27 protein-coding genes are annotated in these 25830 nt (G+C 66.9%); 15 read left to right on the top strand and 12 right to left on the bottom strand.

What is annotated here, in order from left to right; translation table 11 throughout:
- Nucleotides 1–139: 139 nt before the first annotated feature.
- Together A3AG_RS0127160 and wecB are read right to left on the bottom strand one after the other, a co-directional pair.
- Nucleotides 140–472 carry a hypothetical protein gene (locus A3AG_RS0127160; protein ID WP_026164506.1) on the bottom strand — a complete coding sequence of 111 codons (333 nt, stop codon included), beginning with the start codon at nt 470–472 and terminating at the stop codon, nt 140–142.
- 106 nt (nt 473–578) lie between these two features.
- The gene (gene wecB / locus A3AG_RS0127165; RefSeq protein ID WP_018008439.1) at nt 579–1754 is read right to left on the bottom strand and encodes a non-hydrolyzing UDP-N-acetylglucosamine 2-epimerase; all 1176 of its coding nucleotides are present in this window, start codon (nt 1752–1754) and stop codon (nt 579–581) included.
- A gap of 841 nt (nt 1755–2595) precedes the next feature.
- Between wecB and A3AG_RS0127170 the strand changes: the two genes are divergently transcribed.
- Complete coding sequence (locus A3AG_RS0127170; RefSeq protein ID WP_018008440.1) at nt 2596–4833, top strand: NADP-dependent isocitrate dehydrogenase; 2238 nt, start codon at nt 2596–2598, stop codon at nt 4831–4833.
- 81 nt (nt 4834–4914) lie between these two features.
- Here the strand turns inward: A3AG_RS0127170 and A3AG_RS0127175 are convergent, their stop codons facing one another.
- Entirely contained in the window at nt 4915–5133 is a 219-nt protein-coding gene (locus A3AG_RS0127175; RefSeq protein WP_018008441.1) for a hypothetical protein, read from the bottom strand.
- Between the two features lie 281 nt (nt 5134–5414).
- Here A3AG_RS0127175 and A3AG_RS0127180 point away from each other — a divergent pair, with 281 nt between their 5' ends.
- The 4 genes from A3AG_RS0127180 to A3AG_RS0127195 all read left to right on the top strand — a co-directional run bounded on the left by A3AG_RS0127180 (nt 5415) and on the right by A3AG_RS0127195 (nt 6966).
- Nucleotides 5415–5618: a cold-shock protein gene (locus tag A3AG_RS0127180; protein ID WP_018008442.1), complete on the top strand. Its 204-nt coding sequence runs from the start codon at nt 5415–5417 to the stop codon at nt 5616–5618.
- Nucleotides 5619–5796: 178 nt separating this feature from the next.
- Nucleotides 5797–6096: a hypothetical protein gene (locus A3AG_RS0127185; RefSeq protein WP_018008443.1), complete on the top strand. Its 300-nt coding sequence runs from the start codon at nt 5797–5799 to the stop codon at nt 6094–6096.
- A 66-nt stretch (nt 6097–6162) separates the two neighbouring features.
- Nucleotides 6163–6489, top strand: coding sequence for a hypothetical protein (locus tag A3AG_RS0127190; RefSeq protein ID WP_026164507.1), 327 nt, complete (start codon nt 6163–6165; stop codon nt 6487–6489).
- Between the two features lie 102 nt (nt 6490–6591).
- Nucleotides 6592–6966 carry a hypothetical protein gene (locus A3AG_RS0127195; RefSeq protein WP_018008445.1) on the top strand — a complete coding sequence of 125 codons (375 nt, stop codon included), beginning with the start codon at nt 6592–6594 and terminating at the stop codon, nt 6964–6966.
- 54 nt (nt 6967–7020) lie between these two features.
- Here the strand turns inward: A3AG_RS0127195 and A3AG_RS0127200 are convergent, their stop codons facing one another.
- The 4 genes from A3AG_RS0127200 to A3AG_RS0127220 form a co-directional block, all read right to left on the bottom strand.
- Complete coding sequence (locus A3AG_RS0127200) at nt 7021–7275, bottom strand: hypothetical protein (protein ID WP_018008446.1); 255 nt, start codon at nt 7273–7275, stop codon at nt 7021–7023.
- Nucleotides 7276–7358: 83 nt separating this feature from the next.
- Entirely contained in the window at nt 7359–7580 is a 222-nt protein-coding gene (gene infA, locus A3AG_RS0127205) for a translation initiation factor IF-1 (RefSeq protein ID WP_008646230.1), read from the bottom strand.
- Between the two features lie 107 nt (nt 7581–7687).
- Nucleotides 7688–7921, bottom strand: coding sequence for a hypothetical protein (locus A3AG_RS0127210; RefSeq protein ID WP_018008447.1), 234 nt, complete (start codon nt 7919–7921; stop codon nt 7688–7690).
- Between the two features lie 452 nt (nt 7922–8373).
- Entirely contained in the window at nt 8374–9282 is a 909-nt protein-coding gene (locus A3AG_RS0127220) for a LysR family transcriptional regulator (RefSeq protein WP_026164508.1), read from the bottom strand.
- Between the two features lie 147 nt (nt 9283–9429).
- Between A3AG_RS0127220 and A3AG_RS0127225 the strand changes: the two genes are divergently transcribed.
- Nucleotides 9430–10107 (top strand): isochorismatase family protein, encoded by a 678-nt coding sequence (locus A3AG_RS0127225; protein ID WP_018008449.1) that lies wholly within the window; start codon nt 9430–9432, stop codon nt 10105–10107.
- An 86-nt stretch (nt 10108–10193) separates the two neighbouring features.
- Nucleotides 10194–10820, top strand: a complete 627-nt coding sequence (ycaC, locus tag A3AG_RS0127230) for an isochorismate family cysteine hydrolase YcaC (protein ID WP_018008450.1) — start codon at nt 10194–10196, stop codon at nt 10818–10820.
- A 197-nt stretch (nt 10821–11017) separates the two neighbouring features.
- Here ycaC and A3AG_RS0127235 read toward each other — a convergent pair whose 3' ends face one another.
- The 4 genes from A3AG_RS0127235 to A3AG_RS0127250 form a co-directional block, all read right to left on the bottom strand.
- Nucleotides 11018–12385 (bottom strand): MFS transporter, encoded by a 1368-nt coding sequence (locus A3AG_RS0127235; protein ID WP_018008451.1) that lies wholly within the window; start codon nt 12383–12385, stop codon nt 11018–11020.
- A 46-nt stretch (nt 12386–12431) separates the two neighbouring features.
- A complete protein-coding gene (locus tag A3AG_RS0127240; RefSeq protein ID WP_018008452.1) occupies nt 12432–14036 on the bottom strand; it encodes a benzoate-CoA ligase family protein in 1605 nt (534 codons plus the stop codon).
- Nucleotides 14037–14132: 96 nt separating this feature from the next.
- Nucleotides 14133–15680 carry a 3,4-dehydroadipyl-CoA semialdehyde dehydrogenase gene (locus A3AG_RS0127245; RefSeq protein WP_026164509.1) on the bottom strand — a complete coding sequence of 516 codons (1548 nt, stop codon included), beginning with the start codon at nt 15678–15680 and terminating at the stop codon, nt 14133–14135.
- Between the two features lie 8 nt (nt 15681–15688).
- The gene (locus tag A3AG_RS0127250) at nt 15689–16153 is read right to left on the bottom strand and encodes a DUF4863 family protein (protein ID WP_026164510.1); all 465 of its coding nucleotides are present in this window, start codon (nt 16151–16153) and stop codon (nt 15689–15691) included.
- 90 nt (nt 16154–16243) lie between these two features.
- Here A3AG_RS0127250 and A3AG_RS0127255 point away from each other — a divergent pair, with 90 nt between their 5' ends.
- The 4 genes from A3AG_RS0127255 (at nt 16244) to boxA (ending at nt 21968) form a co-directional block, all read left to right on the top strand.
- Nucleotides 16244–17206: a helix-turn-helix transcriptional regulator gene (locus A3AG_RS0127255; RefSeq protein ID WP_018008453.1), complete on the top strand. Its 963-nt coding sequence runs from the start codon at nt 16244–16246 to the stop codon at nt 17204–17206.
- Nucleotides 17207–17366: 160 nt separating this feature from the next.
- Complete coding sequence (gene boxC, locus A3AG_RS0127260; RefSeq protein ID WP_018008454.1) at nt 17367–19025, top strand: 2,3-epoxybenzoyl-CoA dihydrolase; 1659 nt, start codon at nt 17367–17369, stop codon at nt 19023–19025.
- 53 nt (nt 19026–19078) lie between these two features.
- Nucleotides 19079–20506 carry a benzoyl-CoA 2,3-epoxidase subunit BoxB gene (boxB, locus tag A3AG_RS0127265; protein WP_018008455.1) on the top strand — a complete coding sequence of 476 codons (1428 nt, stop codon included), beginning with the start codon at nt 19079–19081 and terminating at the stop codon, nt 20504–20506.
- Nucleotides 20507–20687: 181 nt separating this feature from the next.
- Nucleotides 20688–21968 (top strand): benzoyl-CoA 2,3-epoxidase subunit BoxA, encoded by a 1281-nt coding sequence (gene boxA, locus A3AG_RS0127270; RefSeq protein WP_018008456.1) that lies wholly within the window; start codon nt 20688–20690, stop codon nt 21966–21968.
- A 189-nt stretch (nt 21969–22157) separates the two neighbouring features.
- Here boxA and paaX read toward each other — a convergent pair whose 3' ends face one another.
- Nucleotides 22158–23081: a phenylacetic acid degradation operon negative regulatory protein PaaX gene (paaX, locus tag A3AG_RS0127275; RefSeq protein WP_018008457.1), complete on the bottom strand. Its 924-nt coding sequence runs from the start codon at nt 23079–23081 to the stop codon at nt 22158–22160.
- 116 nt (nt 23082–23197) lie between these two features.
- Between paaX and paaA the strand changes: the two genes are divergently transcribed.
- From paaA to paaD, 4 genes are read left to right on the top strand one after another with little or no spacing between them, the layout of a single operon-like run.
- Complete coding sequence (gene paaA, locus A3AG_RS0127280) at nt 23198–24196, top strand: 1,2-phenylacetyl-CoA epoxidase subunit PaaA (protein ID WP_018008458.1); 999 nt, start codon at nt 23198–23200, stop codon at nt 24194–24196.
- Between the two features lie 56 nt (nt 24197–24252).
- The gene (gene paaB, locus A3AG_RS0127285; RefSeq protein ID WP_018008459.1) at nt 24253–24534 is read left to right on the top strand and encodes a 1,2-phenylacetyl-CoA epoxidase subunit PaaB; all 282 of its coding nucleotides are present in this window, start codon (nt 24253–24255) and stop codon (nt 24532–24534) included.
- A gap of 14 nt (nt 24535–24548) precedes the next feature.
- Complete coding sequence (paaC, locus tag A3AG_RS0127290; RefSeq protein ID WP_018008460.1) at nt 24549–25301, top strand: 1,2-phenylacetyl-CoA epoxidase subunit PaaC; 753 nt, start codon at nt 24549–24551, stop codon at nt 25299–25301.
- A gap of 5 nt (nt 25302–25306) precedes the next feature.
- Nucleotides 25307–25822: a 1,2-phenylacetyl-CoA epoxidase subunit PaaD gene (gene paaD / locus A3AG_RS0127295; RefSeq protein ID WP_026164511.1), complete on the top strand. Its 516-nt coding sequence runs from the start codon at nt 25307–25309 to the stop codon at nt 25820–25822.
- Nucleotides 25823–25830: the final 8 nt, after the last annotated feature.

Below are 25830 nucleotides of genomic sequence, written 5' to 3' on the forward strand. Positions count from 1 at the left end.
CAGCAACGCGTACAGTGGGTTGGACATGGTCTTCTCCGAGCGCGAGGTATGTAGAAGCGGTCTTGCCGGGCGCAGCCGCGCGGTTGCGGCAGGGCACGTCAGGCGATGCGGCGGCGAGGCGCCACGGCACTGCCGGGGATCAGTCCGGCTCGGCGTCGGGCGCCGGGGCCAGCGTGTAGGACCCGGTCCGCACGCGGGGGCCCGCCACGGCGTTGCTCAGGACCTTCTTCGTCAGCTTGTCCTTCAGCGCCCTGTTCTTGCTCGGCGCATGGGCTTCGAACGTGAAATCAAGCTGGCTGCCATGCTGGTAGCCCGCCAGCCCGCCGGGATTCGCCGGGCTGGCCGGCAGGTAGAGCGGGCTGCCGGCCACGGCCGCCGCAGCTTCCTCGGTCAGCGCGGCCCGGGCCGCCGGCAAAGCCAGCGCAGCGGCGAGGGCGACGACTGCGGCCATTCCAATACGTGAGCGCTTCATTGCGTTGCTCCTGCGGTAAGCAACCAGGCCGGCCGCGGCCGAAGCGTGGCTGCGCGAATTGTGCGTGTAGAAGGGGTTGTGCCGGTCGGCGCGGACCTGGTCTGCGCTACGGGCTGGCCACGCCCGCGGCAAGGCCGACGCGCGTGCCGCTGTCCTGCGCACCGCCCTGCAGCGCAAGCACGATGCGTTCGCTGGCCCGGCCATCGCCAAAGGGGTTGTGTGCGCGCGACATGCGTGCATACTCGTCGGCGTCATTGAGCAACTGCTCGGCCGCGGCAATCAGGCGCTCCGGGTCCGAGCCGACCAGCCGCGCCGTGCCCGCGGCGACGGCTTCGGGACGCTCGGTGGTCTCGCGTGTTACCAGCACAGGCTTGCCCAGTGCGGGCGCCTCTTCCTGGATGCCGCCGGAATCCGTGACGATCAGATGCGCGCGCGACATCAGGTACACAAAAGGCAGGTACTCCTGTGGCTCGATCAGGTGGATGTCCGGATGCCCGCTCAGGATCGCCTGCACGGGCGCACGCACACGCGGGTTCAGGTGCACCGGATAGACGAACTGCAGGTCGGGATTGCGGTCCGCGAGCGTTCTCAGCGCCGTGAACAGGCGCTCGAACGGCGCGCCGAAATTTTCGCGCCGGTGTCCGGTCACCAGCACCAGCCGGCGCGAGTCGTCCAGGAAGGGGTAATTTCCCGTCAGTTCCCGGTGCAGCACGATGTCGCTGTCCAGCCGGGCCTTGACCTGCAGCAGTGCGTCGATACCGGTGTTGCCGGTCAGGCTGACCCGGATCGGATCGACGCCCTCCCGCAGCAGCGTCTCCTGTGCCTGCTGCGTCGGCGCGAAGTGCCAGGCGGCCATCACGTCGGTGACGCGGCGGTTCATCTCCTCGGGCCAGGGGGCGCTCAGGTTGCCGGTGCGCAGCCCCGCCTCGACGTGTCCGACCGCAACATTCCGGTAAAACGCGGCGAGCGTGGCTGCCAGCGTGGTGGTGGTGTCGCCATGGACCAGCACCGCATCAGGCAGGTATTGCTCGAGCACCGCATGCACGCCGGAGAGCACGCGCGTGGTGATGTCGCTCAGGCTTTGGCCCTGGCTGATGACGTTGAGGTCGAAATCCGGTTCGATCTCGAACAGCCGCAACACCTGGTCGAGCATCTCGCGATGCTGGCCAGTCACGCAGACCCGCAGCTCGAAGCTGTCGGAGGCCTTCAGGCGGTGGATCAGCGGCGCCATCTTGATGGCTTCCGGCCGGGTTCCGAATACAGCCAGCACTTTCTTCGGCATGTCGGTCTCTTTGGTCTGGTCAGCAAATGCTGCCGGGGTTCTTTTGCGAGAGGCGGTGTCGGAAGCCGGCATCGGGCCGGTACACCAGGTTGATGGCTGCCTGTGCCCTCCTGGGCGGAGCCATAGCGACGGCCGTGCCAGCGGACCGTAGTGCCTTGATCCGCGAGGCTCCTGCGTTCCTGGCGCGGTGGTCCGGGCGCCGCGGGGGATCGTGGCGGTTACAGGTCCGTAACAAAACGGTGTACGGAATACACCGGTCGAGGCCGTGGGCCGGCACCGGCACGCGGGCGCGACCAGGGGCGCCGAACGCGAAAAACGCTGATTAGTGCGTCATCTGGCACTTTGAGCCAAAAGCGGCGTTTCCGCCCTGAAACGTTGGCGCAGGTTCAGGAATGCACCACGCCTGTTGTGGTCGAAAAGGCGGATAGGGCAGTCGGTTCGCGCCGATTTCCATGCGGAAAGCGACGCAATGTGCGTCGTTCGACCTGAGTTACGAGACAAAAGACGGATAGACGCGCGCCCGCCACTGTGCAGCCGCTACGCCACCTCCACCCTTTGGTGCGTGCTGGGTTCCAGTGAGCTGCGCTGCATCTGGTTGTCGGAATGAAACTTCATGCAGATCAGATCTAACTCTGACCTACGACGCGCCGCGTAGGGAGGCAGGCGCGATGACGGCCAGCTGGGCGATCAAGACAGGGCAGAAGAAAGGCCTTGACGGCGTAGATTTTCAGTCTCTTGAAAGGAAACTGAGGCAAAATTCTATTTTTCGCCTAGTTTGTTGCCCTGACCGTGACCCGGCAGGCAGAAGTCCCACCCACCGATAGAGGATCTGAGAGAAGCAATGAGTACCCAGCAACCCACCATCATCTACACGCTGACCGACGAAGCCCCGCTGCTGGCGACCAGTGCGTTCCTCCCGATCATCCAGACCTTTACCAAGCCGGCCGGCATCAACGTCACCACCAGCGATATCTCGGTGGCGGGCCGTATCTTGGGCGAGTTCCCCGAATTCCTGACCGAAGAACAACGCGTGCCGGACAACCTGGCCGAGCTGGGCAAGCTGACGCAGCTGCCCGACACCAACATCATCAAGCTGCCCAACATCTCGGCCTCGGTGCACCAGCTGGTCAGCGCCATCCGCGAACTGCAGGGCAAGGGCTACAAGGTGCCGGACTATCCGGAAGATCCCAAGACCGACGAGGAAAAGGCGATCCAGAAGCGCTACTCCAAGTGCCTGGGCTCGGCCGTGAACCCGGTGCTGCGCGAAGGCAATTCCGACCGCCGCGCCCCGGCCGCGGTCAAGAACTACGCGCGCAAGCACCCGCACAGCATGGGCGAGTGGAGCATGGCCTCGCGCACGCACGTGGCGCACATGAAGCACGGCGACTTCTACCACGGCGAAAAGTCGATGACGCTGGACCGCGCGCGCGACGTCAAGATGGAGCTGATCACCAAGAGCGGCAAGACCATCGTGCTCAAGCCCAAGGTGTCGCTGCAGGATGGCGAGATCATCGACAGCATGTTCATGAGCAAGAAGGCCCTGTGCGCCTTCTATGAAGAGCAGTTCGAAGACGCGCGCAAGACCGGCGTGATGCTGTCGCTGCACGTCAAGGCGACCATGATGAAGGTGTCGCACCCGATCGTGTTCGGCCACGCCGTCAAGATCTTCTACAAGGAAGCCTTCGCCAAGCACGGCGCGCTGTTCGACGAACTGGGCGTCAACGTCAACAACGGCCTGGTCAACCTGTACGAGAAGATCGAGTCGCTGCCCAGCTCCAAGCGCGAAGAGATCATCCGCGACCTGCACGCCTGCCACGAGCATCGCCCGGAACTGGCGATGGTGGATTCGGCCAAGGGCATCTCCAACCTGCACGCGCCCAACGACGTGATCGTCGATGCCTCGATGCCGGCCATGATCCGCATCGGCGGCAAGATGTGGGGCGCCGACGGCCGTCCCAAGGACACCAAGGCGGTGATCCCGGAAAGCACCTTCGCCCGTATCTATCAGGAAATCATCAACTTCTGCAAGACCAACGGCAACTTCGACCCCACCACCATGGGCACCGTGCCCAATGTCGGCCTGATGGCGCAGAAGGCCGAGGAATACGGCTCGCACGACAAGACCTTCGAGATCGCCGAAGACGGCGTCGCCAACATCGTCGACCTGGCCACCGGTGAAGTGCTGCTGACGCAGAACGTCGAGCAGGGCGACATCTGGCGCATGTGCCAGGTCAAGGACGCGCCGATCCGCGACTGGGTCAAGCTGGCCGTCACGCGCGCGCGCAACTCGGGCATGCCGGCGGTGTTCTGGCTGGACCCGTACCGCCCGCACGAGGCCGAGCTGATCAAGAAGGTGGAAACCTACCTGAAGGACCACGACACCAGCGGCCTGGACATCCAGATCATGTCGCAGGTGCGCGCCATGCGTTATACGCTCGAGCGCGTGATCCGCGGCCTGGACACCATCTCGGTGACCGGCAACATCCTGCGCGACTACCTGACCGACCTGTTCCCGATCATGGAGCTGGGCACCAGCGCCAAGATGCTGTCGATCGTGCCGCTGATGGCCGGCGGCGGCATGTATGAAACGGGCGCGGGCGGTTCGGCGCCCAAGCACGTCAAGCAGCTGGTGGAAGAAAACCACCTGCGCTGGGATTCGCTGGGCGAGTTCCTGGCGCTGGCGGTGTCGCTGGAAGATGTCGGCATCAAGACCGGCAACGCCCGTGCCAAGATCCTGGCCAAGACGCTGGATGCCGCCACCGGCAAGCTGCTCGACAACAACAAGAGCCCGTCGCCCAAGACCGGCGAGCTCGACAACCGTGGCAGCCAGTTCTACCTGGCGATGTACTGGGCCCAGGAACTGGCCGCGCAGTCGGACGACGCCGAGCTGGCCGCCAAGTTTGCGCCGCTGGCCAGGACGCTGACCGACAACGAGCAGAAGATCGTCGGCGAACTCGCCGCGGTGCAGGGCCAGCCGGTGGACATCGGCGGCTACTACCAGCCGGACGCGGCCAAGCTCAGCGCCGCGATGCGCCCGAGCCAGACGCTGAACGCCGCGCTGGCCTCGGTGGCAGCCTGAGCGCAGCCGGCCCGCGTTGCGGGCCGCGCGTGAGCAGAAACCCCGGACTCTGGTCCGGGGTTTTTTCCTTTCAGGGCCGGGCTAAGTGTCCGGTTGTACTTCCCAGCCTTGTTCGGTGCCTTTTTTCTGGTCCCGGTAAGTCCAGCGCGCGCCGCAGTCCTGGCACACAAAGGTGCTGATGGTCACCGCGGCCGACCCGGGCGGCTTGATGCGTTGGGTGTCGGTGATGCGCAGCGCGGCGTGCCCGGGGGCACCGCGGCGGTGGCGTTCGATGGCCTGGCAGGCAGGGCAGAGTGTCATTCGTTCTTGTCCGTTCGATGCGGCACTGTAGCACGCACTGACAGCGGGGCCCGCAGCCAGCCCATGCGACGCTTATTGCCGCAATTTTTTGCCGATCTGGCGAAGTGAATTGACCCGGGGCGGAGGCACCTGTATAAGGGTGAGTGCAGGTCTTTCAAGCAGCAATCTCGAAGTCCAGGTGCTTGCCCACACGGCGCCACTTATTCTCCAAGTTACTTCCTTGATCGTCATGCCTTGCCGGCGCTTTTGCCAGGCAAGAAATACTTTTTGAGGAATCCAACATGGAAACCGGTACCGTCAAGTGGTTCAATGATTCGAAGGGTTTTGGCTTCATTACGCCTGATGCAGGCGGCAACGACCTGTTCGCGCACTTCTCCGAAGTCCAGGGCAGCGGTTTCAAGTCGCTGCAAGAAGGCCAGAAGGTGCGTTACGTCGCCGGCGTCGGCCAGAAGGGCCCGGCCGCGACCAAGATCGAGCCGATTTAAGCGCGCCGAACCAAGTTAAGCTGAGCGCCCCGGCGCCAGTTTGAAAAGAAAAGCTCCGCTGTGGCGGAGCTTTTTCATTTTGCCCGGCATGATGCCGGCCGATGGCGAAATAAAGCCACTGCGTGGCCCTCAACAGGCGTAGAGTGGGGGCAACACCACCATTCCGCCGGAGGCTGCCATGGATATCTATCCAGCTGCGACTTACAAGGGGTACGACCTCTATCCCCTGGTGTACAAGCACACCATCACGCGCGTGTGGCCAGAGCCGCGGCCCGACCGCTCGTTCGATGCGGCGGTGGTGATCTGTCTCGAAGGCGAGTCGCCGGAAGGCGCGCAGGCACGTACGTTCCGCCTGGATGCCACGCCGTGGGACAACGTCGGCGGCGCCCGCCGTGGTGCGCTGCGCTATGCCGAAGCCATCATCAACGGCGCGGTGCCCGGGGTGTCGGTGGCCTCGTCTGGATTGCCGGCGTCCTGAGCGAACCCCGGCGCCGTTCCTGCATTTCTCTTCCATCGACGCGGCATCATGCCGCATGGAGCCGTCGTGAGCGACAGTAGTCCCAGCCGCAGTCCCGGCAACAATGTTCCCGGCACCACACCCTTTGCCAGCTACAAGGGTTTTGACCTGTACCCGCTGGTCTACCGCAACCGGCCCGAGCAGGCTTGGCCGCGCACCCGGCCCGACAACAGCTTCCAGGCTTCGATCGTGATCTGCCGCGAAGGCTATCGCCCGGGCGAGGACCATGCACGCGTGTTCCCGCTGGGCCAGTCGCGCTGGGAGAACATCGGCTCGGCGCGCCGCGGCGCGCTGCAGTTCGGCGAAGACATCATCAACGGGCTGATTGCCGGCGAATCCGTGGCGTCGCTGTAGGGCGTCGCTATAGGGCGCCGGTGTTTGCAGCGTGCCGGTCGATCCGGCCCGTTGCGCAAGGAGGCGCGCGGCGTCATCCGTCAGACTGCAAGGAGTCCGTTCATGGACATACGTACGGGATCATCCGGTTTTCTGTGCACGTTGCCCGGCGAGGGCAAAGGCACCACCTATCACGTGGCCATCTGCTTTATCGATGCCGAGCGCCCCACCGGCGTGCTGTTCACCAGCTTCGTCGGCGTAGGGCGGCGTTCGTTCGGCGTACTGACCGACCCGGCCGCATTGCGCGGCCAGCTTGCCACCAATGGCGAGGCGCTGTGCCGCCTGGCCATCGGCCAGGTGGTGCGCGACCAGCTGCACGACAAGGCGCGCGAGGGCGACTATGTGCTGGACCTGGCCGCCGCCCCGTGGGACGGCGAGTTGCGCACGGTCGGCGCCGGGCTCAGGACGGCCCGGCCGCATGTGCGCGTGCTTGGCTGACGTGTCAGTGCGCCAGCGGCAACGGTAGGCGGCTGCGCGGAATGCCGCGTGGCGTCAGATCCGGAATACGGGGTCGCCGTGGCGCTCCAGCAGCGCTTCGATCAGCGCCATGTCCGTGATCTCCGGAGTACGGTCTTCCACCGCGCGTGACGGACCGCAATAGGTCGCCGTCACGTGGCGCCTGACAGTCAGCACGCCCGCCGCGGGCGGTGCGATTTCCACCGCTTGCCAGGGCGCGTGTCGGTAGCTGCCCGGCTGCCAGCCTTCCGGCGTCAGGTGCAGGGCTTCCCATTCTTCGATGACGGACATGATCGATTCTCCTTGATTGTGGGATAGAGCAGTGCGGGACGGCACGCGCCGGCGCGGCGCATGCCATGGCGAAGTGGTGCCGGCTAGGACTTGTGCCGGTAGTTGATGCGGCCCTTGGTCAGGTCATAGGGCGACATCTCCAGCGTGACACGGTCGCCCGCCAGTACGCGGATGCGGTTCTTCTTCAGCCGCCCGGATGAATACGCCCAGACTTCGAAGCCGTTTTCCAGGATCACGCGAAAGCGGTTGTCGGGCAGCACTTCCGACACCTTGCCGCCAAATTCGACCAGTTCTTCTTTTGCCAAGGGAGCTCCTTGCTGTAGCCGCGCGGCTTGTGCGCGTGCCGTGGTGGCGGCCAGCCGGATAGCGGCGGACCGATGGATGGGACTGACGAGGCGGCTTGCTGCGCGGCCTACTGCTGGCGCAGGCGCGCCGCGGCATGTTCGCCCGCGCGGCGCGCTGCCTGCCTGGCGCGGGCTTCGGAGCGGTGGGTGTCATGGCGCATGGCCACGTTGGCCACGATGCGTTCGGCGCCGTTGCGGTATTCCGCAATCATGTAGGTCGCGAACCATAGGCCAGGTTCCTGCTCGATCGGATAGACGGAAACGGTATAAGGGCTCTGCTGGATGGAGTTGACTCGATTCAATGTGTTACCTGTTCTTGGGCGCGGCCGTCGGCAGCGCGGGCATCGGCATGCCGATGCGGCGCGTGGCGCGGTGGCGGCCGTCAGCCGTTGCGATGTGCCAGCATCGGGCCCGCGCGGCAGCGCGGGCGTTGTATCTGGCGTGAAGTGGACCATGCCTGCGCAGGCCGAGGCGCCGGCGTACCGGCAGGGTACGGGCGATCGTCGCGGAGCGGACCAGCCGCTGGTCGGAAAAGGGTGATGGGCTGTCGGCCCGAGGACGCAGCGGGTGTCGGCCCGGGTTTGCGCCTGATATGCCGCTACTGGAGTGCTTACAGCAGAGAGGTCTGCGGCAGATGCACAGAAGGCGGGCGTTGCCGATCCGGTCTGTACATGGGAACGTGGATGATACCACTTTCGGGCCAAGGCCGCCCGCGTGACGGCCACTGCCCGTAGCGGGGGCGCGCCCGCGCCGCTCAGGATTCGTCGATCTGCGCGAAGCGCTGCGACAGGAAATCGATCAGCTCGCGCACCGACGGCAGCAGCCCGCGCCGCGACGGAAACACGGCGTGGATCACGCCGCCCTTGACCGACCATTCCGGCAGCACCTTTACCAGGCAGCCATCGCGCAGCTCGTCGGTCATCATCATCACCGGCAGTTGCACGACGCCCGCGCCGGCCACTGCCGCGGTGCGCAGCATGATCATGTCGTCGGTGACCAGCCGGGGCTTGTGGTGCAAGTCGGCGCTGGCGCCGCCGGGACCGTACAGCGACCAGGTGTGCGACGGGCGCGGCGGGCCCAGGTCCAGCGTGGGCAGCGCGTTCAGGTCCGCCGGCGCCAGCAGCGGTCCGTGCTTTTCCAGCAGCGCCGGGCTGGCGACAAAGCTCCAGGCGCGCTGCGCCAGCACCCGCATCACCAGGTCGCTGTCTTCCAGCGGCGGCACGCGCACACGCACGGCCAGGTCGATGCCCTCGGCGACCACGTCAACGCGCCGGTTGGTGGCCTCCAGGTGCACGATGACCTTGGGATTGGCCGCCATGAAGTCGGCGACCATCCCGCCCACGTGCGCATGCAGCAGGGCCACCGGGCAGGTCATGCGCACCAGCCCGCTGGGCTCGGCGCGGCATTGCTCGATCGCGCTCTCGGCCGCCTCGGCCTCGACCAGCATGGCCTTGCAGTGGGCGTAATAGGTCTGTCCCAGTTCCGTCACCGAGAAGCGCCGCGTCGAGCGCTGGATCAGGCGCACGCCGAGGCGCTCTTCCAGCAGGGCCACGCGCCGGCTGAGCTTGGACTTGGGGATGCCCAGCACGCGGCCGGCCGGGGCAAAGCCCTGGTGGTCGACCACCTGCGCGAAGTAGTACAGGTCATTGAGGTCCGGATGCAAAGCCGCTCCTGTCGTCCTGCCAGTAGGACGCTGAGGGCAGATTCTCCGGTCTACCGGGCGTTTTTGCCAAGTCCTATGCTTCTGCAACACGGTCGGTTCCGGATGATCCGGTCCGCCGGTTTTGCCAACCGCATAGGAGAATGCCCAATGACCACACCCGCCAATTTCAACGGCAAGCGTCCGGCCATCGATCCCGCCGATACGGCAATGCTGCTGATCGACCACCAGAGTGGCTTGTTCCAGACCGTGGGCGACATGCCGATGCCCGAGCTGCGCCTGCGCGCCGCCGCGCTGGCCAGGATGGCGACGCTGTGCAAGCTGCCGGTCATCACGACCGCGTCGGTGCCGCAAGGTCCCAATGGTCCGCTGATCCCGGAGATCCACGAAAACGCGCCGCATGCCAAATACGTCGCGCGCAAGGGCGAGATCAATGCCTGGGACAACCCCGACTTTGTCGCCGCCGTGCGCGAAACCGGCAAGAAGACCCTGATCATCGCCGGCACCATCACCAGCGTGTGCATGGCGTTCCCGTCGATCAGCGCGGTGGCTGACGGCTACAAGGTGTTCGCGGTAGTCGACGCGTCGGGCACCTATTCCAAGATGGCGCAGGAAATCACCCTGGCGCGCATCGTCCAGGCCGGCGTGGTGCCGATGGACACCGCCGCGGTGGCGTCGGAGTTGCAACAGTCCTGGAACCGCCCGGACGCGCAGCAATGGGCCGAGGTCTACACTAGGATCTTCCCGGCCTACCAGCTGCTGATAGAAAGCTACATGAAGGCGCAGGAAGTCGAGCAGAAGCACGAGGTACTGGACTCCCAGCGTTAACGTCCTAACCTGTTAGGCACTGCTTCTCCACGCGGGCGCTGCCGGGGATCCCGGCCGCGCCCGCAATTTCTCCACAGGAGCGCGCCATGAGTAAGCCCTACAAGCGCCTGGACAAGACCCAGGCCGCCGTGCTGATGGTCGACCACCAGGCCGGCCTGCTGTCGCTGGTGCGGGACATCGAGCCCGACAAGTTCAAGAACAACGTGCTGGCGCTGGCCGACCTGGCCAGGTATTTCAAGCTGCCGACGGTGCTGACGACCAGTTTCGAGGATGGCCCCAACGGGCCGCTGGTGCCCGAGCTCAAGGCCATGTTCCCGGATGCGCCATTCATTCCACGCCCGGGCCAGATCAACGCCTGGGACAACGAAGACTTTGTCTCGGCCGTGCGCGCCACCGGCAAGAAGCAGTTGCTGATCGCCGGCGTGGTCACGGAAGTATGCGTGGCGTTTCCGGCGCTGTCGGCGATCGAAGAGGGCTTCGAAGTGTTCGTCGTCACCGATGCCTCGGGCACCTTCAACGAAATCACGCGCGATTCGGCCTGGCACCGGATGGCGGAAGCCGGCGCGCAGTTGATGACATGGTTCGGCGTGGCGTGCGAGCTGCACCGCGACTGGCGCAACGACATCGAAGGCCTGGGCACGCTGTTCTCCAACCATATCCCGGACTACCGCAACCTGATCACCGCCTATACGACGGTGAAGGGCGGGAAGTAAAAACACCCTTCGCCAGGCTGCCGGTTTGCTCCCCTCTCCCGCTTGCGGGAGAGGGGCGGGGGGTGAGGGCAGGCACGCGCGGACCGGCACGTTGTACTTCGTCGATACGCCTGGCCTCACCCCAACCCTCTCCCGCCAGCGGGAGAGGGAGCAAACAAGGGGCATGCGGAAGGACTCAAGTCACAAGCAATTTTTCCTCAGGCCTCCCGCACCGCCGCCCGCACCGGCGCAGCGACTTCCGCCTGCGCCGAGGCCGACCTCCGGTGGTTGATCATCGATACGGCACCGGCCGCGATCACCGCCGGGATCGCCATCGCCATGAAGTTCTGCTGCAGCGGCAGCGACATTCCCACCAGCACGCCGATCACGATCGGCGCCAGGATGGCGCCGCTGCGGCCCACGCCGGAAGCCCAGCCGATGCCGGTGCCGCGCACCGCCATCGGGTAGAACTGGCCCGCGTAGGCGTAGGTGACGATCTGCGTGCCGATGGTGGACGCGCCCGCCAGGCCGACCACCACGAACAGCGCGGCGGTCGGCATCGGATAGCCCAGCAGCGTGATAGATACCGCCGCCAGCGCATACATGCCGATCAGCACGTGCTTGATCGGCAGGCGGTCGGCCAGCCAGCCGCCGCCGATGGCGCCCAGCATGGCGCCGAAGTTCAGCACCAGCACGAAGGTCAGCGCCGAGCCCAGGCTGTAGCCGGCGCCGGCCATCAGCTTGGCCAGCCACGAGCTGAGCGCGTACACCATGAACAGGCACATGAAGAACGCGACCCAGAACATCACCGTGCTGACGCCGCGGCCGTCCTGGAACAGGCGGCGGATGGGCGTGCCGCCGGCCGCGCGGGCTTCGCCGTCATCGGCGGGGAGCACAAAGACATCCCCGGCCTGCGGGCGGTGCGACGGCGCCAGCCGCGACACCACCGACTGCAGCGCGGCCGTCTGGCCGGTGCGGATCAGGTAAGGCATCGATTCCGGCAGCGCGCGCAGCACCAGCGGGATCAGCAGCACCGGCAGGCCGGCGGCGAGGAACACCGACTGCCAGCCGTAGCTTTCGATCAGCCCCTTGCCCAGCAGCGCGGCGAGCATGCCGCCGACCGAATAGCCGCTGAACATCAGCGTCACCAGCGTGCCGCGCAGCTTGCGCGGCGAGTACTCGGTCATCTGCGCCACTACGTTGGGCATTACGCCGCCGATGCCCAGCCCCGCGAGGAAACGCGTGATGCTGAAGCTGACGGGGTCGCTGGTCAGGCCCGCCGCCGCGGTGAACACGCTGAACAGCGCGATGCAGATGACGATGGCGCGCCGGCGCCCGATGCGGTCTGCCACGGTGCCCAGAAAGATCGCGCCGAACATCATGCCGAACAGCGCCGAGCTGACCATGAAACCCGCGCTGGTGGCGGTCACGCCCATCTCCTTCATGATCGACGGCAGGGCGATGCCGGCCACGGCCAGGTCATAACCGTCGAAGATGATGATCAGCGCGCACCAGAACAGGATCAGCGCATGGAAGCGGTTGAAGCGGGCCGTGTCGGCCAGCTGGTGGACATCGATCTGACGCATGGTTTGTCTCCGGATGGTTGGGGTGGCGGCAGGGCGGAGTTGCCGCTCACGCCACCGCGGCGGCACGCTCTGCGGCGGCCTGCAGTTCTCGTTCGCGCAGCATGAAGCGCTGGATCTTGCCGGTGGCGGTCTTGGGCAGCGCCTCGACGAAGGCGATCGCGCGCGGGTACTTGAAGGCGGCCAGCCGTTCCTTGACGAAGGCCTTCAGTTCGTCCTCGCCCAGCTGCGCGCCCGCCTTCAGCACCACGAAGGCCTTGGTCTTGACCAGCCCGTCGCGGTCCGGCACGCCGATCACGGCGGCTTCGAGCACCGCGGGATGCTGCACCAGCGTGGCCTCGACCTCGAACGGCGACACGTAGATGCCGCTGACCTTGAGCATGTCGTCGCTGCGCCCGGCGTAGCTGTAGCTGCCGTCGGCGTTGCGCACGTACTTGTCGCCGCTCTTGGTCCAGCCGCCGCGGAAGGTCTCGCGGGACTTTTCGCGGTTGGCCCAGTACATCATCGCGGCGCTGGGGCCGTGGATATACAGGTCGCCGATCTCGCCGTCGGGCACCGGGCGCCCGTCTTCGTCGCGCAGCTCGATGGTGTAGCCCGGCACCGGCCAGCCGGTGGTGCCGTAGCGCACCTGGCCGGGACGGTTCGACAGGAAGATATGCAGCATCTCGGTGGAACCGATGCCATCGATGATCTCGCAGCCGAAATGCGCGGTGAAACGCTCGCCGAGGTCCGCCGGCAGCGCTTCGCCGGCCGACGAGCACAGCCGCAGCGCGACCTCGGCGCGGGCCGGCAGCGCCGGCGACGCGAGCAGGCCGGCGTATCCGGTCGGCGCGCCGAAGAACACCGTCGGCTGGTGCTGCAGCCAGCGGCGGAAGGTGGCATCGGGCGTGGGCCGCTCGGCCATCAGCACCACCGTGGCGCCGACGCTGAGCGGAAAGCTGAGCCCGTTGCCCAGGCCGTAAGCGAAATACAGCTTGGCCGCGGAGAAGCACACATCCCGCTCGTTCAGGCCGAGCACCGGCCCGGCATAGAGCGCCGCGGTCCAGTAGGGATTGCCGTGGCTGTGCACCACGCCCTTGGGCTGGCCGGTCGAGCCCGACGAGTAAAGCCAGAACCCGGGATCGTCGCATCCGGTGGCGGCGGGCGCGGGCAGTGGTGCCTGCGCGGCCAGCGCCGCTTCCAGCGTCGCCATGCCATCGGGCAATGCGTCTTTCGCACGCGATACCAGCACCTGCCGCACCTCATGCCCGGGCCGCGCCAGCGCTTCCTGCAATACCGGCAGCAGCGCCGCCGAGGCCAGCACCGCCTGCGCGCGGCTGTGCTGCAGCATGTAGGCGTAGTCGTCGGCGGTCAGCAAGGTGTTGACGGCCACGGGAACGATGCCGGCGTACATCGCGCCGAGAAAGCACACCGGCCAGTCGGTGCAGTCGTGCATCAGCAGCAGCACGCGCTCTTCGCGGCGGAGGCCGGCGGCGAGCAGCGCCGCGGCCAGGCACCGCACCTGCTGGTCGAGTTCGCCATAGGTGAGCTGGCCGTCGTCGTCGACATAGGCCACCTTGCCGGGGCGCGCGAGATTGCAGGCGAGCAGGTGCGCGGCAAAGTTGAAGGTCGCGCCGGGTGGCGGGACCGGTGGCGCTGCGGGCGTGGCGTTCATGGGTTGTCTCCCCGTTGCTGGTGTACGGTGTGCCGCGCGCCGCCATGCGGATGTGGCGACGCGGGAAAAAAGTGGGCCGGATCGCTCAGGCCGCGGTCAGCCCAGGCTGCCGAGCACCGCGGTGCTGGCCTGGATGGCGCTGCGCCGGTGGTAGAAGTGCAGGGCGCGCAGGCCGCCCAACTCTTCGCCGCCGCCGGCGCGGCCCGGGCCGCCGTGCAGCGATTGCGGCATGACGTTGCCATGGCCGGTGTGCAACTGCGCCACGTCGGGTGAAATCACATGCACGCGGCCATGGCTGTCGGCCAGTTCCAGCGCGGCGGCGCCGAGCGCGGCCGCGTCGCTGCCATAGAGCGAGGCCACCAGCGAGCCCTGGCCACGGCGCACCAGGGCCAGGGCATGGGCCGTATCCCGGTAGGGCAGGAGCGTGGCGACCGGGCCGAACACTTCGGTGTCGTGCACCGCGGCGGCCGCGTCGGCATCGCTTGCGCCCAGCAGCGTCGGGCCGAGGCAGCAGGCCACCGCCGGGTCGACATCGACCAGCGGCTGGCGCGCGCCGTCATGCAGCACTTGCGCGTGCGTGCGCAACGCGGCCAGACCCGCCTGCACGGCGTCGAACTGCGCGCGGCTGACCAGTGCGCCCATGCGTACCGAGTCGTGGCGCGGGTTGCCCACGGTCACCTTCGACAGCCGCGCGCCGATGGCCTCGGCAGCCTGCGCATACAGCGCCTCGGGCACGAACACGCGGCGGATCGCGGTGCATTTCTGCCCGGACTTGACCGTCATCTCGCGCACGACTTCCTTCGCCAGCAAATCGAAGGCGGCACTGCCGGGGCCGTCCTGCGGCAGCAGCACGGCGGCATTGATACTGTCCGCTTCGATGTTCACGCGCACCGAGCGCCGGGCGATGGCCGGATGCGAGCGGATCACCGCCGCGGTATCGGCCGAACCGGTGAACGAGACCGCGTCGAATGGCTGCAGCGCGTCCAGCAGCCCCGCGGCGCTGCCGCACACGACCGACAGCGCGCCCGCCGGCAGTATCTTGGCCTCGACCACGTCGCGCACCATGCGCTGGGTCAGCCAGGCCGTCGCGGTAGCGGGTTTGACGATTACCGGCACGCCCGCCAGCAGCGCCGGAGCGGCTTTTTCCCACAGGCCCCACGCCGGAAAGTTGAAGGCATTGATAAACAGCGCCACGCCGCGCGTGGGCACCAGCACGTGCTGCGACTGGAACAGCGGGTCCTTGCCCAGCCGGGCCGCTTCGCCGTCCGCCAGGAAATGCCGGTCGCCGAGCGTATCGCCCAGCCTGGCGTAAGCGCCCAGCGTGAAGATGGCGCCGTCGATGTCGACCGCGGAGTCGTTGCGCACGGTGCCGCTGTTGGCGGTGGCGATGTCGTAATAGGCATCGCGATTGGCCTGCAGCACCTTGACCACCTCGGCCAGCAGCGCGGCGCGTTGCCGGTAGTTCAGTGCGCGCAGCGCGGCGCCGCCCTGCTCGCGGGCAAAGGCGAAGCCGGCCGCCAGGTCCAGGCCGGTGGCGTCGACGCGCACCAGTTCGTTGCCGAGCACCGGGTCGAGCAGCGCGGTGCCGGCGCCACTGCCATGCTGCCAGCTGCCGCCGAGGTAATTGGAAAGGAGTTCGGTCATGGTCGATCTCAGCGCGTGAAGTCGATGCGGCCTTGCGGCAGCAGGTAAAGCACCAGCGCGCGGCCGTTGCTGACGGTGGGGCGATGGGCGCTGCCCGGCGGGCACACCAGCCAGCCCGCGGGGCGGCCGTCGAAGCGCGCGTCGCCATCGAGCGGCATGATCAGGTCGATCTCGCCCTCGGGGTGGGTGTGGTGCGGGCCGGCGATGTCGTGCATGTCGACCACGTCGACCGAGAAGCCGTGCAGGTCGTCGGCGGGCTTGAAGATACGGCCGTAGCGGATGCCGCCGCCTTCGCGCTCGCACAGCCAGCCCTCGGCCACGCCGGCCCGGCATGACGCCATCAGTTGCTGGTAGGTGGGGCTGCCGGCGCCGTGCTCGGCGTTCAGCCAGGCATCGAGCGCGGCATCGAGCGGGCGGCCGGCCAGTTGCGCGGTGAGCTGCGCGATCTGGCCGCGGAATTCTGTTGGGGACATAGGACTGGGGGCTCCATCTGAGGCGCCGGTTGCCTTCACCGGCGTCATGCATTATTGTGCATGTATGAAAAATAGAGCCGCAGGGAAATCATGTCAAGCACTATATTGCATGAATCTGGGTTAACCCCGGATAAGGAACTGCAGCATGGTTCAAGCGGCGTCGCCGCCAACGGGCCGGAGAAAAACCCCTTGCTGGTGTCCCTGGGCGAGCGCGTGCGCGCGCAGCGGGCGTGCCGCGGCCTCACCCGCAAGGCCGCGGCGCAGGCGGCCGGCGTCTCCGAGCGTCATCTCGCCAACCTGGAGTACGGCAGCGGCAACGCCTCCATCCTGGTGCTGCAGCATGTGGCCGAGGCGCTGCAGTGCTCGCTGGCCGGGCTGCTGGGCGACGTCACCACGTCGTCGCCGGAATGGGTCCTGTTGCGCGAACTGCTGGAACACCGTGACGAAGCCACGCTGCGGCGCGTGCGCATCGCCGTGGGCGAGCTGCTCGGTACCGGCGGCGAGAATGCGGCCCAGGCCGCGCGCAGCCCGCGCGTGGCGCTGATCGGCCTGCGCGGCGCCGGCAAGACCACGCTGGGCGGGATGCTGGCCGAAGACCTGGATTTCCCGTTCGTCGAACTGAGCCGCGAGATCGAGAAATTCGCCGGCTGCAGCATCTCCGAGATCCAGGGCCTGTACGGCATGAATGCCTATCGCCGCTACGAGCGGCGCGCGCTGGAGGAAGCCATCCAGATCTATCCCGAAGCGGTGATCGCCACGCCCGGCGGCCTGGTGTCGGACCCCGCCACCTTTAACCTGCTGCTGGCCCACTGCACCACGGTATGGCTGCGGGCCGAGCCGGAACACCATATGGAGCGGGTGCGGGCGCAGGGTGACTTCCGCCCGATGGCCGCCAGCAAGGAGGCCATGGAGGACCTTCGCCAGATCCTGGCCGGCCGCGCCGCGTTCTATTCCAAAGCCGAGTTTTCGCTGGACACCAGCGCGCAGCCGCTCGATGCCACCTTTGCCGGGCTGCGCGGGCTGGTGCGCCAGGCATTGCGCATGCCGGTGTGACGGCACTGGCGCAATCACGGGACGACGGGAGTACTGCCGGTCACGCCGCATGAAATCTGCACAATAGTGCTTGCGGAAAATCCGTTCGATGAACTATAGTTCGTTCAAGCCAGATACCCGTTGATGCACGATAGTGCAGTTTCGCAGAGGAGACCCCGCCGTGACCACCGCCCCCCGCGTCGACTACCAGACCGATCCCTCCCAATACAAGCACCTGAAGCTGGCCTTCGACGGCCCCGTCGCCACGCTGGCGGTGGATATCGACGAGAACGCCGGTCTGCGTCCCGGCTACAAGCTCAAGCTCAACAGCTACGACCTTGGCGTCGATATCGAACTGAACGATGCGCTCAACCGCATCCGCTTCGAACATCCGGAAGTGCGCACCGTGGTCATCACCAGCGGCAAGGACAAGGTGTTCTGTTCCGGCGCCAATATCTTCATGCTCGGCGTCAGCAGCCATGCGTGGAAGGTCAACTTCTGCAAGTTCACCAACGAGACCCGCAACGGCATCGAGGATTCCTCGGCACACAGCGGCCTGAAGTTCCTGGCCGCGGTCAACGGCGCCTGCGCCGGCGGCGGCTATGAACTGGCGCTGGCCTGCGACGAGATCCTGCTCGTGGACGACCGCTCGTCGGCGGTAAGCCTGCCGGAAGTGCCGCTGCTGGGCGTGCTGCCGGGCACCGGCGGCCTGACCCGCGTGACCGACAAGCGCCATGTGCGCCACGACCTCGCCGATATCTTCTGCACCACCACCGAAGGCGTGCGCGGCCAGCGCGCCAAGGACTGGCGCCTGGTCGACGATATCGCCAAGCCCGCGGTATTCGCGCAGAAGGTGCGGGAGCGCGCGCTGGCACTGGCCGCGCAGAGCGACCGCCCGGCCGATGCGAAGGGTGTCGCGCTCGCGCCGATCGAGCGGACCATCGAAGCCGATGCGCTGCGTTACACCCATGTGACGATCGAGATCGACCGCGCCGGCCGCACCGCCACCTTCACGGTGAAGGCACCGACGGGCGCGCAGCCGCAGGGCATCGACGCGATCGTGCAAGCCGGCGCCAGCTGGTACCCGCTGCAACTGGCGCGCGAGCTCGAAGACGCGATCCTGTCGATGCGTACCAACGAGCTGGACATCGGCACCTGGCTGATCAAGACCGCCGGCGACGCCACCGCGGTGCTGGCCAGCGACGCCACCCTGCTGGCGCACCAGGACCACTGGCTGGTGCGCGAGACCATCGGCCTGCTGCGCCGCACGCTGAGCCGCCTGGACGTGTCGTCGCGCAGCCTGTTCGCGCTGATCGAGCCGGGTTCCTGCTTTGCCGGCACCTTCCTGGAACTGGCGCTGGCGTGCGACCGCAGCTACCACCTGGCGCTGCCGGACGACGAGGCGCGCGCGCCGAAGATCACCGTGGCCGACGTCAACTTTGGCCTGTACCCGATGGCCACCGGCCAGAGCCGCCTGGGACGGCGCTTCTACGACGAACAGCCCGCGCTCGATGCGGTGCGCGCCAGGGCCGGCCAGCCGCTCGATGCCGACGCCGCCTGGGCGCTGGGCCTGGTCACCGCCAACCCCGACGATATCGACTGGAACGACGAAGTCCGCATCGCGCTGGAAGAGCGCGTGGCGATGTCGCCCGATGCGCTCACCGGCATGGAAGCCAACCTGCGCTTCAACGGCCAGGAAAACATGTTCACGCGCATCTTCGGCCGCCTGACCGCATGGCAGAACTGGATCTTCCAGCGCCCCAACGCGGTCGGCGACAAGGGCGCGCTCAAGGTCTACGGCAAGGGCGACAAGGCCGCCTTCGACTGGAACCGGGTCTGACCGCCCGCCCGAACGCATACCGAATCGCCCGCATAACGGAAACGGAGACCACCATGTCCGGCATCAACTACAGCGACAAGATCCCCAACAACGTCAACCTCAGCGAAGACCGCACCCTGCAGCGCGCGCTCGAGCAATGGCAGCCCAACTACCTGAGCTGGTGGAACGACATGGGCCCGGAAGGCTCGCACCAGCACGACATCTACCTGCGCACCGCGATCAGCGTCGATCCGCAGGGCTGGGCCCACTTCGGCCACGTCAAGATGCCGGACTACCGCTGGGGCATCTTCCTGAACCCGGCCGAGGCCAACCGCAAGATCCACTTCGGCGACCACAAGGGCGAGGACGCCTGGCAGGACGTGCCCGGCGAGTACCGCGCCAACCTGCGCCGCATCATCGTGACGCAGGGCGACACCGAGCCCGCTTCGGTCGAGCAGCAGCGCCACCTTGGCCTGACCGCGCCCAGCATGTACGACCTGCGCAACCTGTTCCAGGTGAACGTGGAAGAGGGCCGCCACCTGTGGGCCATGGTCTACCTGCTGCACAAGTACTTCGGCCGCGACGGGCGCGAGGAGGGCGAAGCGCTGCTGGAGCGCCGCAGCGGCCAGCAGGACAACCCGCGCATCCTGCAGGCGTTCAACGAACAGACGCCCGACTGGCTGTCGTTCTTCATGTTCACCTACTTCACCGACCGCGACGGCAAGTTCCAGCTGTGCGCGCTGGCCGAGAGCGCATTCGACCCGCTGGCACGCACCACCAAATTCATGCTGACCGAGGAAGCGCACCACATGTTCGTCGGCGAGAGCGGTGTGTCGCGCGTGATCCAGCGCACCTGCCAGGTGATGAACGAGCTGAAGACCGACGATCCGGCCAGGCTGCGCGCCGCGGGCGTGATCGACCTGCCGACGCTGCAGCGCTACCTGAATTTCCACTACAGCGTCACCATCGACCTGTTCGGCGCCGACGAGTCCAGCAACGCCGCCACCTTCTACAGCACTGGCCTGAAGGGCCGCTACGAGGAAGGCAAGCGCATGGACGACCACGTGCTGAAGGGCCAGACCTACCGCGTGCTGCAGGCGCAGAACGGCCAGCTGACCGAGAAGGAGGTGCCGATGCTGAACGCGCTCAACGAGGTGCTGCGCGACGACTACATCAAGGACAGCATGGCCGGCATCGAGCGCTGGAACAAGGTCATCGACAAGGCCGGCATCCCGTTCCGCCTGAAGGTGCCGCACAAGGCCTTCCACCGCAATATCGGCGCGCTCGCCGGCGTCAAGGTGTCGCCCGACGGCCGCGTGATCTCCGACGCCGAATGGCGCGACTTCCGCGACCAGTGGCTGCCCACCGACGGCGACCGCGCCTTCGTCGCCAGCCTGATGGGCCGCGTGGTCGAGCCCGGCAAGTTCGCAAACTGGATCGCGCCGCCGGTGATGGGTATCAACCGGCAGCCGGTGGATTTCGAGTACGTGCGGTTTAACTGATCGACACGGCTGCTTCCGTGCTGCCTGTTTTCTCCCCTCTCCCGCTTTGCGGGAGAGGGGCGGGGGTGAGGGCGGGAGCATCAACGAAGGGCCGGTGCTTAAACCACCCCTCACCCGGAGAGGGGAACACCGTTGGGGACGGGATGCATGCCCGCGAAGCACTCTGATTCTGGAGACCGCCATGGACATGGCAGAAATTCAAGTCATCAAGCAGCACCTGATCGATCCCGAGATCTGCATCCGCTGCAACACCTGCGAAGCCACCTGCCCGGTGGGTGCGATCACGCACGACTCGCGCAACTACGTGGTCGATGCCGACAAGTGCAACCTGTGCATGGCCTGCATTTCCCCGTGTCCGACGGGATCGATCGACAACTGGCGCGACATGCCGAAGCTGCGCGCCTACAGTGTCGACGAACAGCTGACATGGGACGCACTGCCGGAACCGTTGTCGCCCGGGCAGCTCGCCGACATGGCCCCGGGTGCCGACATGCAGTCCGCAGTGCCGGAGATTCCCGCGGCATCGCCGCTGGCAGGCACCGTCGAGGAAGCCTTCAACAGCGCCCGTTATGGCGCCACCGTGCCGCCCTGGTCCGCCGCCCATGCCTACACCAACCTGTACGGCGCGAAGTCGGCGAGCAAGACCATCATCGCCACCGTGACCGGCAATGTGCGCGTGACCGAGGTCGGCCGCGACTACGATACCCACCACATCGTGCTGGATTTCGGCACCACGCCGTTCCCGGTGCTGGAAGGCCAGTCGATCGGCATCGTGCCGCCCGGCACCGACGCCGGCGGCCGCCCGCACCACGCGCGCCAGTACTCCGTCGCCAGTCCGCGCAACGGCGAGCGGCCGGGCTACAACAACCTGTCGCTGACCATCAAGCGGGTGCTGCAGGACCACGACGGCAAGCCGGTGCGCGGTGTCGGTTCGAACTACATGTGCGACCTGAAGGTGGGCGACAAGGTCGAGGTGATCGGCCCGTTCGGCGCCAGCTTCCTGATGCCCAACCATCCGCGCTCGAACATCGTGATGATCTGCACCGGCACCGGCAGCGCGCCGATGCGGGCGATGACGGAATGGCGTCGCCGCTTGCGCAAGGCCGGAAAATTCGACGGCGGCAAGCTGATGCTGTTCTTCGGCGCGCGCAGCAAGGAAGAGCTGCCGTATTTCGGACCGCTGCAGAACCTGCCGAAGGATTTCATCGACATCAACCTGGCGTTCTCGCGCACGCCGGGGCAGCCCAGGCGCTACGTGCAGGACCTGATGCGCGAACGCGCGGCGGACCTGGCGGCGCTGCTGGTTTCACCGGATACGTACTTCTATGTCTGCGGGCTGAAGAGCATGGAAGAGGGCGTGGTGCTGGCCTTGCGCGATGTGGCGCAGCAGGCGGGGCTGAACTGGGAATCGCTGGCTGAAGGGCTGAAGCGGGAAGGGCGCTTGCATCTGGAGACGTACTAGCCATCCATCTCCCTCTCCCGCTTGCGGGAGAGGGTTGGGGTGAGGGCCGGCATTTGCAGATGCGATGGCGGGCCAAGCCGCCATGGCCATCGCAGATTTCGGCCTGCGTCGCGATGGGATGCGCCTGCCCTCACCCCGGCCCCTCTCCCGCGGGCGGGAGAGGGGAGCGCCCCCGCGGGCTGCAGGAGGTCAGGCGTGTGTGAAGCGCTTGCGCAATGCAGGCTTTGCATCGGCCAAGCCGCCCTCCGCCACCTCCACCACCCGATGCAGGTATGCCTCGCTCGCCTCCAGCAACGCCCCATACATCGCACTGCACATCCCCCGCGCCGTCCGCCCCGGCCAGTCCTGCGGCAGCAGCGCCTCCGGCAGGTTGGGATCGCGCAGCAGCACGCGCCGGTATTCATGGACCAGCAGCGTCCGCACGAAAAAGGCATCCGCCGGCGCCAGTTCCGCCGCCTCGTCGGCCAGCGGTGAAAAGCGCCGCAACAACGCCTGCCACGCGTCGGCCACATCGCCCAGCTTGAACGTCTGGTGCATCAGCGCCTGCAGCGGACGGATCGAGAACGCTTCCAGGCTGCTTGCCTCCATCACCGCCACGTAATCCTGCGCGCGCGCCGCGCCGATGATCTCGCGCAGCGACCCAAGGTCTGCACTCGGATGCGCCATCACCCCCGGCGCAATCGCGCCGAAGCCCTCCCACAGCAGTTCCCGCTTGAGTTTCTGCCGCACGGTGGCGCGCACGTCGCCGCGCACCATCACCAGCGTCCAGCGGCCGTCCCACTCCGCGGCCTCGCCCGCATAGATGCGCCTGCCCGCGTGCAGCACGCGCTGCAGGCCGGCTTCAGACAGTCCGTAGTAGCTGCGCCGTCCGATCCTGGTGGCGCTCAGCCAGTCGTCGGCAGTCAGCCGGAAGGTGGCCGTGCGCACCAGCCGGTCATTGATGCCGAACGGTGCGGCGAGGCGGATCAGGCTCCCCAGCCACACCGCCTGCGGCCGCGGCGCCACTACGTCGCCGTACAGCGTCACCAGCAGGGAATTGGCACCCAGCTTGAGCCCGCGCGCCAGCCGGGTGATGCGCGCAGAGGGGAGTTCCGAGTCGCGGGAAGTCGCCATCGTGTTCCTTAAAGTGATACACAAACGTCGATTGCTTGAATCAAATTGTATCAATACCATCCATTGCAACTGACGAGCTTGATGCAGATCAAGCCCCAAACAAAAGCGGAGCACGCATGTACGCACAGCTGGTGGAGACAGGAGCAACCAGGCTCCGAGCGATGGAAGAGATGGATCCGCAGGAGCGCGCGTTCCAGGCCCGCGTGGATGACGGCATCAAGGTCGAGGCCAAGGACTGGATGCCCGAGGCCTATCGCAAGACCCTGGTCCGCCAGATCTCCCAGCACGCGCACTCGGAAATCGTCGGCCAGCTGCCGGAGGGCAACTGGGTCACCCGTGCGCCCACGCTGGAACGCAAGGCGGTGCTGCTGGCCAAGATCCAGGACGAAGCCGGCCATGGCCTGTACCTGTACAGCGCCGCCGAAACGCTGGGCGTGTCGCGCGACCAGCTGCTGGGCGAGCTGCATTCGGGCAAGGCCAAGTACTCCAGCATCTTCAACTACCCCACGCTGTCCTGGGCCGACATCGGCATGATCGGCTGGCTGGTCGACGGCTCGGCCATCATCAACCAGGTGCCGCTGTGCCGCTGCTCGTACGGCCCGTATGCGCGCGCCATGGTGCGCGTGTGCAAGGAAGAGTCGTTCCACCAGCGCCAGGGCTACGACATCCTGCTCAAGCTGTGCCACGGCACGCCCGCGCAGAAGCAGATGGCGCAGGACGCGCTCAACCGCTGGTGGTGGCCCGCGCTGATGATGTTCGGCCCGTCCGACGGCGATTCGCCCAACAGCGCGCAATCGATGCAATGGCGCATCAAGCTGTTCTCCAACGACGAGCTGCGCCAGAAGATGGTCGACCAGACCGTGCCGCAGGCGGAATACCTGGGCCTGACCATCCCCGACCCGAAGCTGAAGTGGAACGAGGAACGCGGCCACTATGACTTCGGCGAGATCGACTGGTCCGAGTTCTACAACGTGATCCAGGGCAACGGCCCGTGCAACCGCGAGCGCCTGCGCACCCGCGTCAAGGCCTGGGATGACGGCGCATGGTTCCGCAACGCGCTGGTGGCCCACGCCGACAAGCAGGCCGGCAGGCAGGCGCAGCAAGCCGCCGCCTGACCCATGCGGCGCAGCGCGCCGCTCCCACATCGAATCGCTTTACACAGGAGGTTGCCATGAAAGAGTGGCCGCTTTGGGAGATCTTTATCCGCAGCCAGCACGGCCTGGCCCACAAGCACGTGGGCAGCCTGCACGCGCCGGACGGCGAAATGGCGATCAACAACGCCCGCGACGTCTACACGCGCCGCAACGAGGGCGTCAGCGTCTGGGTGGTCAGGGCCAGCGACGTGATGGCCAGCAGCCCCGGCGACAAGGGCCCGCTGTTCGAGCCCGCCAACAGCAAGGTCTACCGCCACCCGACGTTCTTCCCGATGCCGGAAGCGGTCAAGCATATCTGAGACGGGCCCGCATCATGACGAACCACAAGCTCGAATATTTGCTGCGCCTGGGCGATTCCACGCTGGTGCTCGGCCAGCGCCTGTCGGAATGGTGCGGCCGCGGACCGGCGCTGGAAGAAGACATCGCGCTGACCAACGTCGCGCTCGACCTGATCGGCCAGACCCGCCTGTGGCTCGGCTATGCCGCCGAAGTGGAGGGCGCCGGCCGCAGCGCCGACCAGCTCGCCTTCCTGCGCGACGCGCACCAGTTCCGCAACCTGCTGCTGGCGGAACAGCCCAACGGCAGCTATGCCGATACGCTGGCGCGCCAGTTCCTGTTCGATACGTGGCACTACTTCCAGCTCGAGGCGCTGCAGCGCTCGACCGATGCGCGCATCGCCGGGATCGCCGCCAAGTCGCTCAAGGAAGTGACCTACCACGTGCGCCGCAGCGCCGACCTGGTGGTGCGCCTGGGCGATGGCACCGAAGAAAGCCACCGCCGCATGCAGGACGCGTTCGACGACCTGTGGATGTTTACCGGCGAGCTGTTCGAATCCGATGCGGCCGAGGCCGCGCTGGCGAACGAAGGCGTGATCCCCGCTCCCGCTACCCTGGCCGGGCCCTGGCAGCGCCATGTCGGCGAGGTACTGGAAGAAGCCACGCTGCGCGTGCCCGCCGGCCACTGGGCGCAAACCGGCGGCCGCCATGGCCACCATACCGAACACCTCGGCTACCTGCTGGCCGAGATGCAGTTCCTGCAGCGCGCCTATCCCGGCGCGCAGTGGTGAGCATCATGATCGCGCAAGCGCTGGCCCGTCCCGCCGTGGAGCAGGTCTGGACCTGGCTCGACACGGTGCCGGACCCTGAAATCCCGGTGATCTCCGTGGTGGATCTCGGCATCGTGCGCGACGTGGCGTGGGTAGGCGACGCCTGCGTCGTCACCATCACGCCGACCTATTCCGGCTGCCCGGCCATGACCGTGATCCGCGCAGGCATCGAAAGCGCGCTCGCCGCGCAGGGCGTGGACCAGGTGCGCGTGCAGACGCAGCTTGCGCCTGCGTGGACCACCGACTGGATGACGCCGCGCGGCAAGGCCAGCCTCGCCGGCTACGGCATCGCGCCGCCGGCGCAGCAGGTGATCAATATCAGCGGCATCAGCCGCAAGGCGTCCGGCGCACTGGTGGTGGCCTGCCCGCACTGCGGCTCGCGCCATACGGGGCTGGTCAGCCAGTTCGGCTCGACCGCGTGCAAGGCGCTGTACCGCTGCGGCGACTGCAAGGAGCCGTTCGACTACTTCAAGGCGCACTGAGAAGGAAA

This window comes from Cupriavidus neocaledonicus (assembly GCF_000372525.1).
GTDB lineage: Bacteria > Pseudomonadota > Gammaproteobacteria > Burkholderiales > Burkholderiaceae > Cupriavidus > Cupriavidus neocaledonicus.

Excerpts from the sequence above, each read along its gene's own strand:
- A3AG_RS0127195 (WP_018008445.1), top strand. The coding sequence starts at position 6,592 with ATGGACATACGTACGGGATCATCCGGTTTTCTGTGCACGTTGCCCGGC.
- ycaC (WP_018008450.1), top strand. The coding sequence starts at position 10,194 with ATGAGTAAGCCCTACAAGCGCCTGGACAAGACCCAGGCCGCCGTGCTG.
- boxA (WP_018008456.1), top strand. The coding sequence starts at position 20,688 with ATGGACATGGCAGAAATTCAAGTCATCAAGCAGCACCTGATCGATCCC.
- A3AG_RS0127160 (WP_026164506.1), bottom strand. The coding sequence starts at position 472 with ATGAAGCGCTCACGTATTGGAATGGCCGCAGTCGTCGCCCTCGCCGCT.
- A3AG_RS0127235 (WP_018008451.1), bottom strand. The coding sequence starts at position 12,385 with ATGCGTCAGATCGATGTCCACCAGCTGGCCGACACGGCCCGCTTCAAC.
- paaB (WP_018008459.1), top strand. The coding sequence starts at position 24,253 with ATGAAAGAGTGGCCGCTTTGGGAGATCTTTATCCGCAGCCAGCACGGC.
- A3AG_RS0127180 (WP_018008442.1), top strand. The coding sequence starts at position 5,415 with ATGGAAACCGGTACCGTCAAGTGGTTCAATGATTCGAAGGGTTTTGGC.
- A3AG_RS0127250 (WP_026164510.1), bottom strand. The coding sequence starts at position 16,153 with ATGTCCCCAACAGAATTCCGCGGCCAGATCGCGCAGCTCACCGCGCAA.
- A3AG_RS0127240 (WP_018008452.1), bottom strand. The coding sequence starts at position 14,036 with ATGAACGCCACGCCCGCAGCGCCACCGGTCCCGCCACCCGGCGCGACC.
- paaD (WP_026164511.1), top strand. The coding sequence starts at position 25,307 with ATGATCGCGCAAGCGCTGGCCCGTCCCGCCGTGGAGCAGGTCTGGACC.
- A3AG_RS0127170 (WP_018008440.1), top strand. The coding sequence starts at position 2,596 with ATGAGTACCCAGCAACCCACCATCATCTACACGCTGACCGACGAAGCC.
- boxB (WP_018008455.1), top strand. The coding sequence starts at position 19,079 with ATGTCCGGCATCAACTACAGCGACAAGATCCCCAACAACGTCAACCTC.
- A3AG_RS0127255 (WP_018008453.1), top strand. The coding sequence starts at position 16,244 with ATGTCAAGCACTATATTGCATGAATCTGGGTTAACCCCGGATAAGGAA.
- A3AG_RS0127225 (WP_018008449.1), top strand. The coding sequence starts at position 9,430 with ATGACCACACCCGCCAATTTCAACGGCAAGCGTCCGGCCATCGATCCC.
- A3AG_RS0127245 (WP_026164509.1), bottom strand. The coding sequence starts at position 15,680 with ATGACCGAACTCCTTTCCAATTACCTCGGCGGCAGCTGGCAGCATGGC.
- A3AG_RS0127185 (WP_018008443.1), top strand. The coding sequence starts at position 5,797 with ATGGATATCTATCCAGCTGCGACTTACAAGGGGTACGACCTCTATCCC.
- paaA (WP_018008458.1), top strand. The coding sequence starts at position 23,198 with ATGTACGCACAGCTGGTGGAGACAGGAGCAACCAGGCTCCGAGCGATG.
- wecB (WP_018008439.1), bottom strand. The coding sequence starts at position 1,754 with ATGCCGAAGAAAGTGCTGGCTGTATTCGGAACCCGGCCGGAAGCCATC.
- A3AG_RS0127200 (WP_018008446.1), bottom strand. The coding sequence starts at position 7,275 with ATGTCCGTCATCGAAGAATGGGAAGCCCTGCACCTGACGCCGGAAGGC.
- paaC (WP_018008460.1), top strand. The coding sequence starts at position 24,549 with ATGACGAACCACAAGCTCGAATATTTGCTGCGCCTGGGCGATTCCACG.
- paaX (WP_018008457.1), bottom strand. The coding sequence starts at position 23,081 with ATGGCGACTTCCCGCGACTCGGAACTCCCCTCTGCGCGCATCACCCGG.
- A3AG_RS0127175 (WP_018008441.1), bottom strand. The coding sequence starts at position 5,133 with ATGACACTCTGCCCTGCCTGCCAGGCCATCGAACGCCACCGCCGCGGT.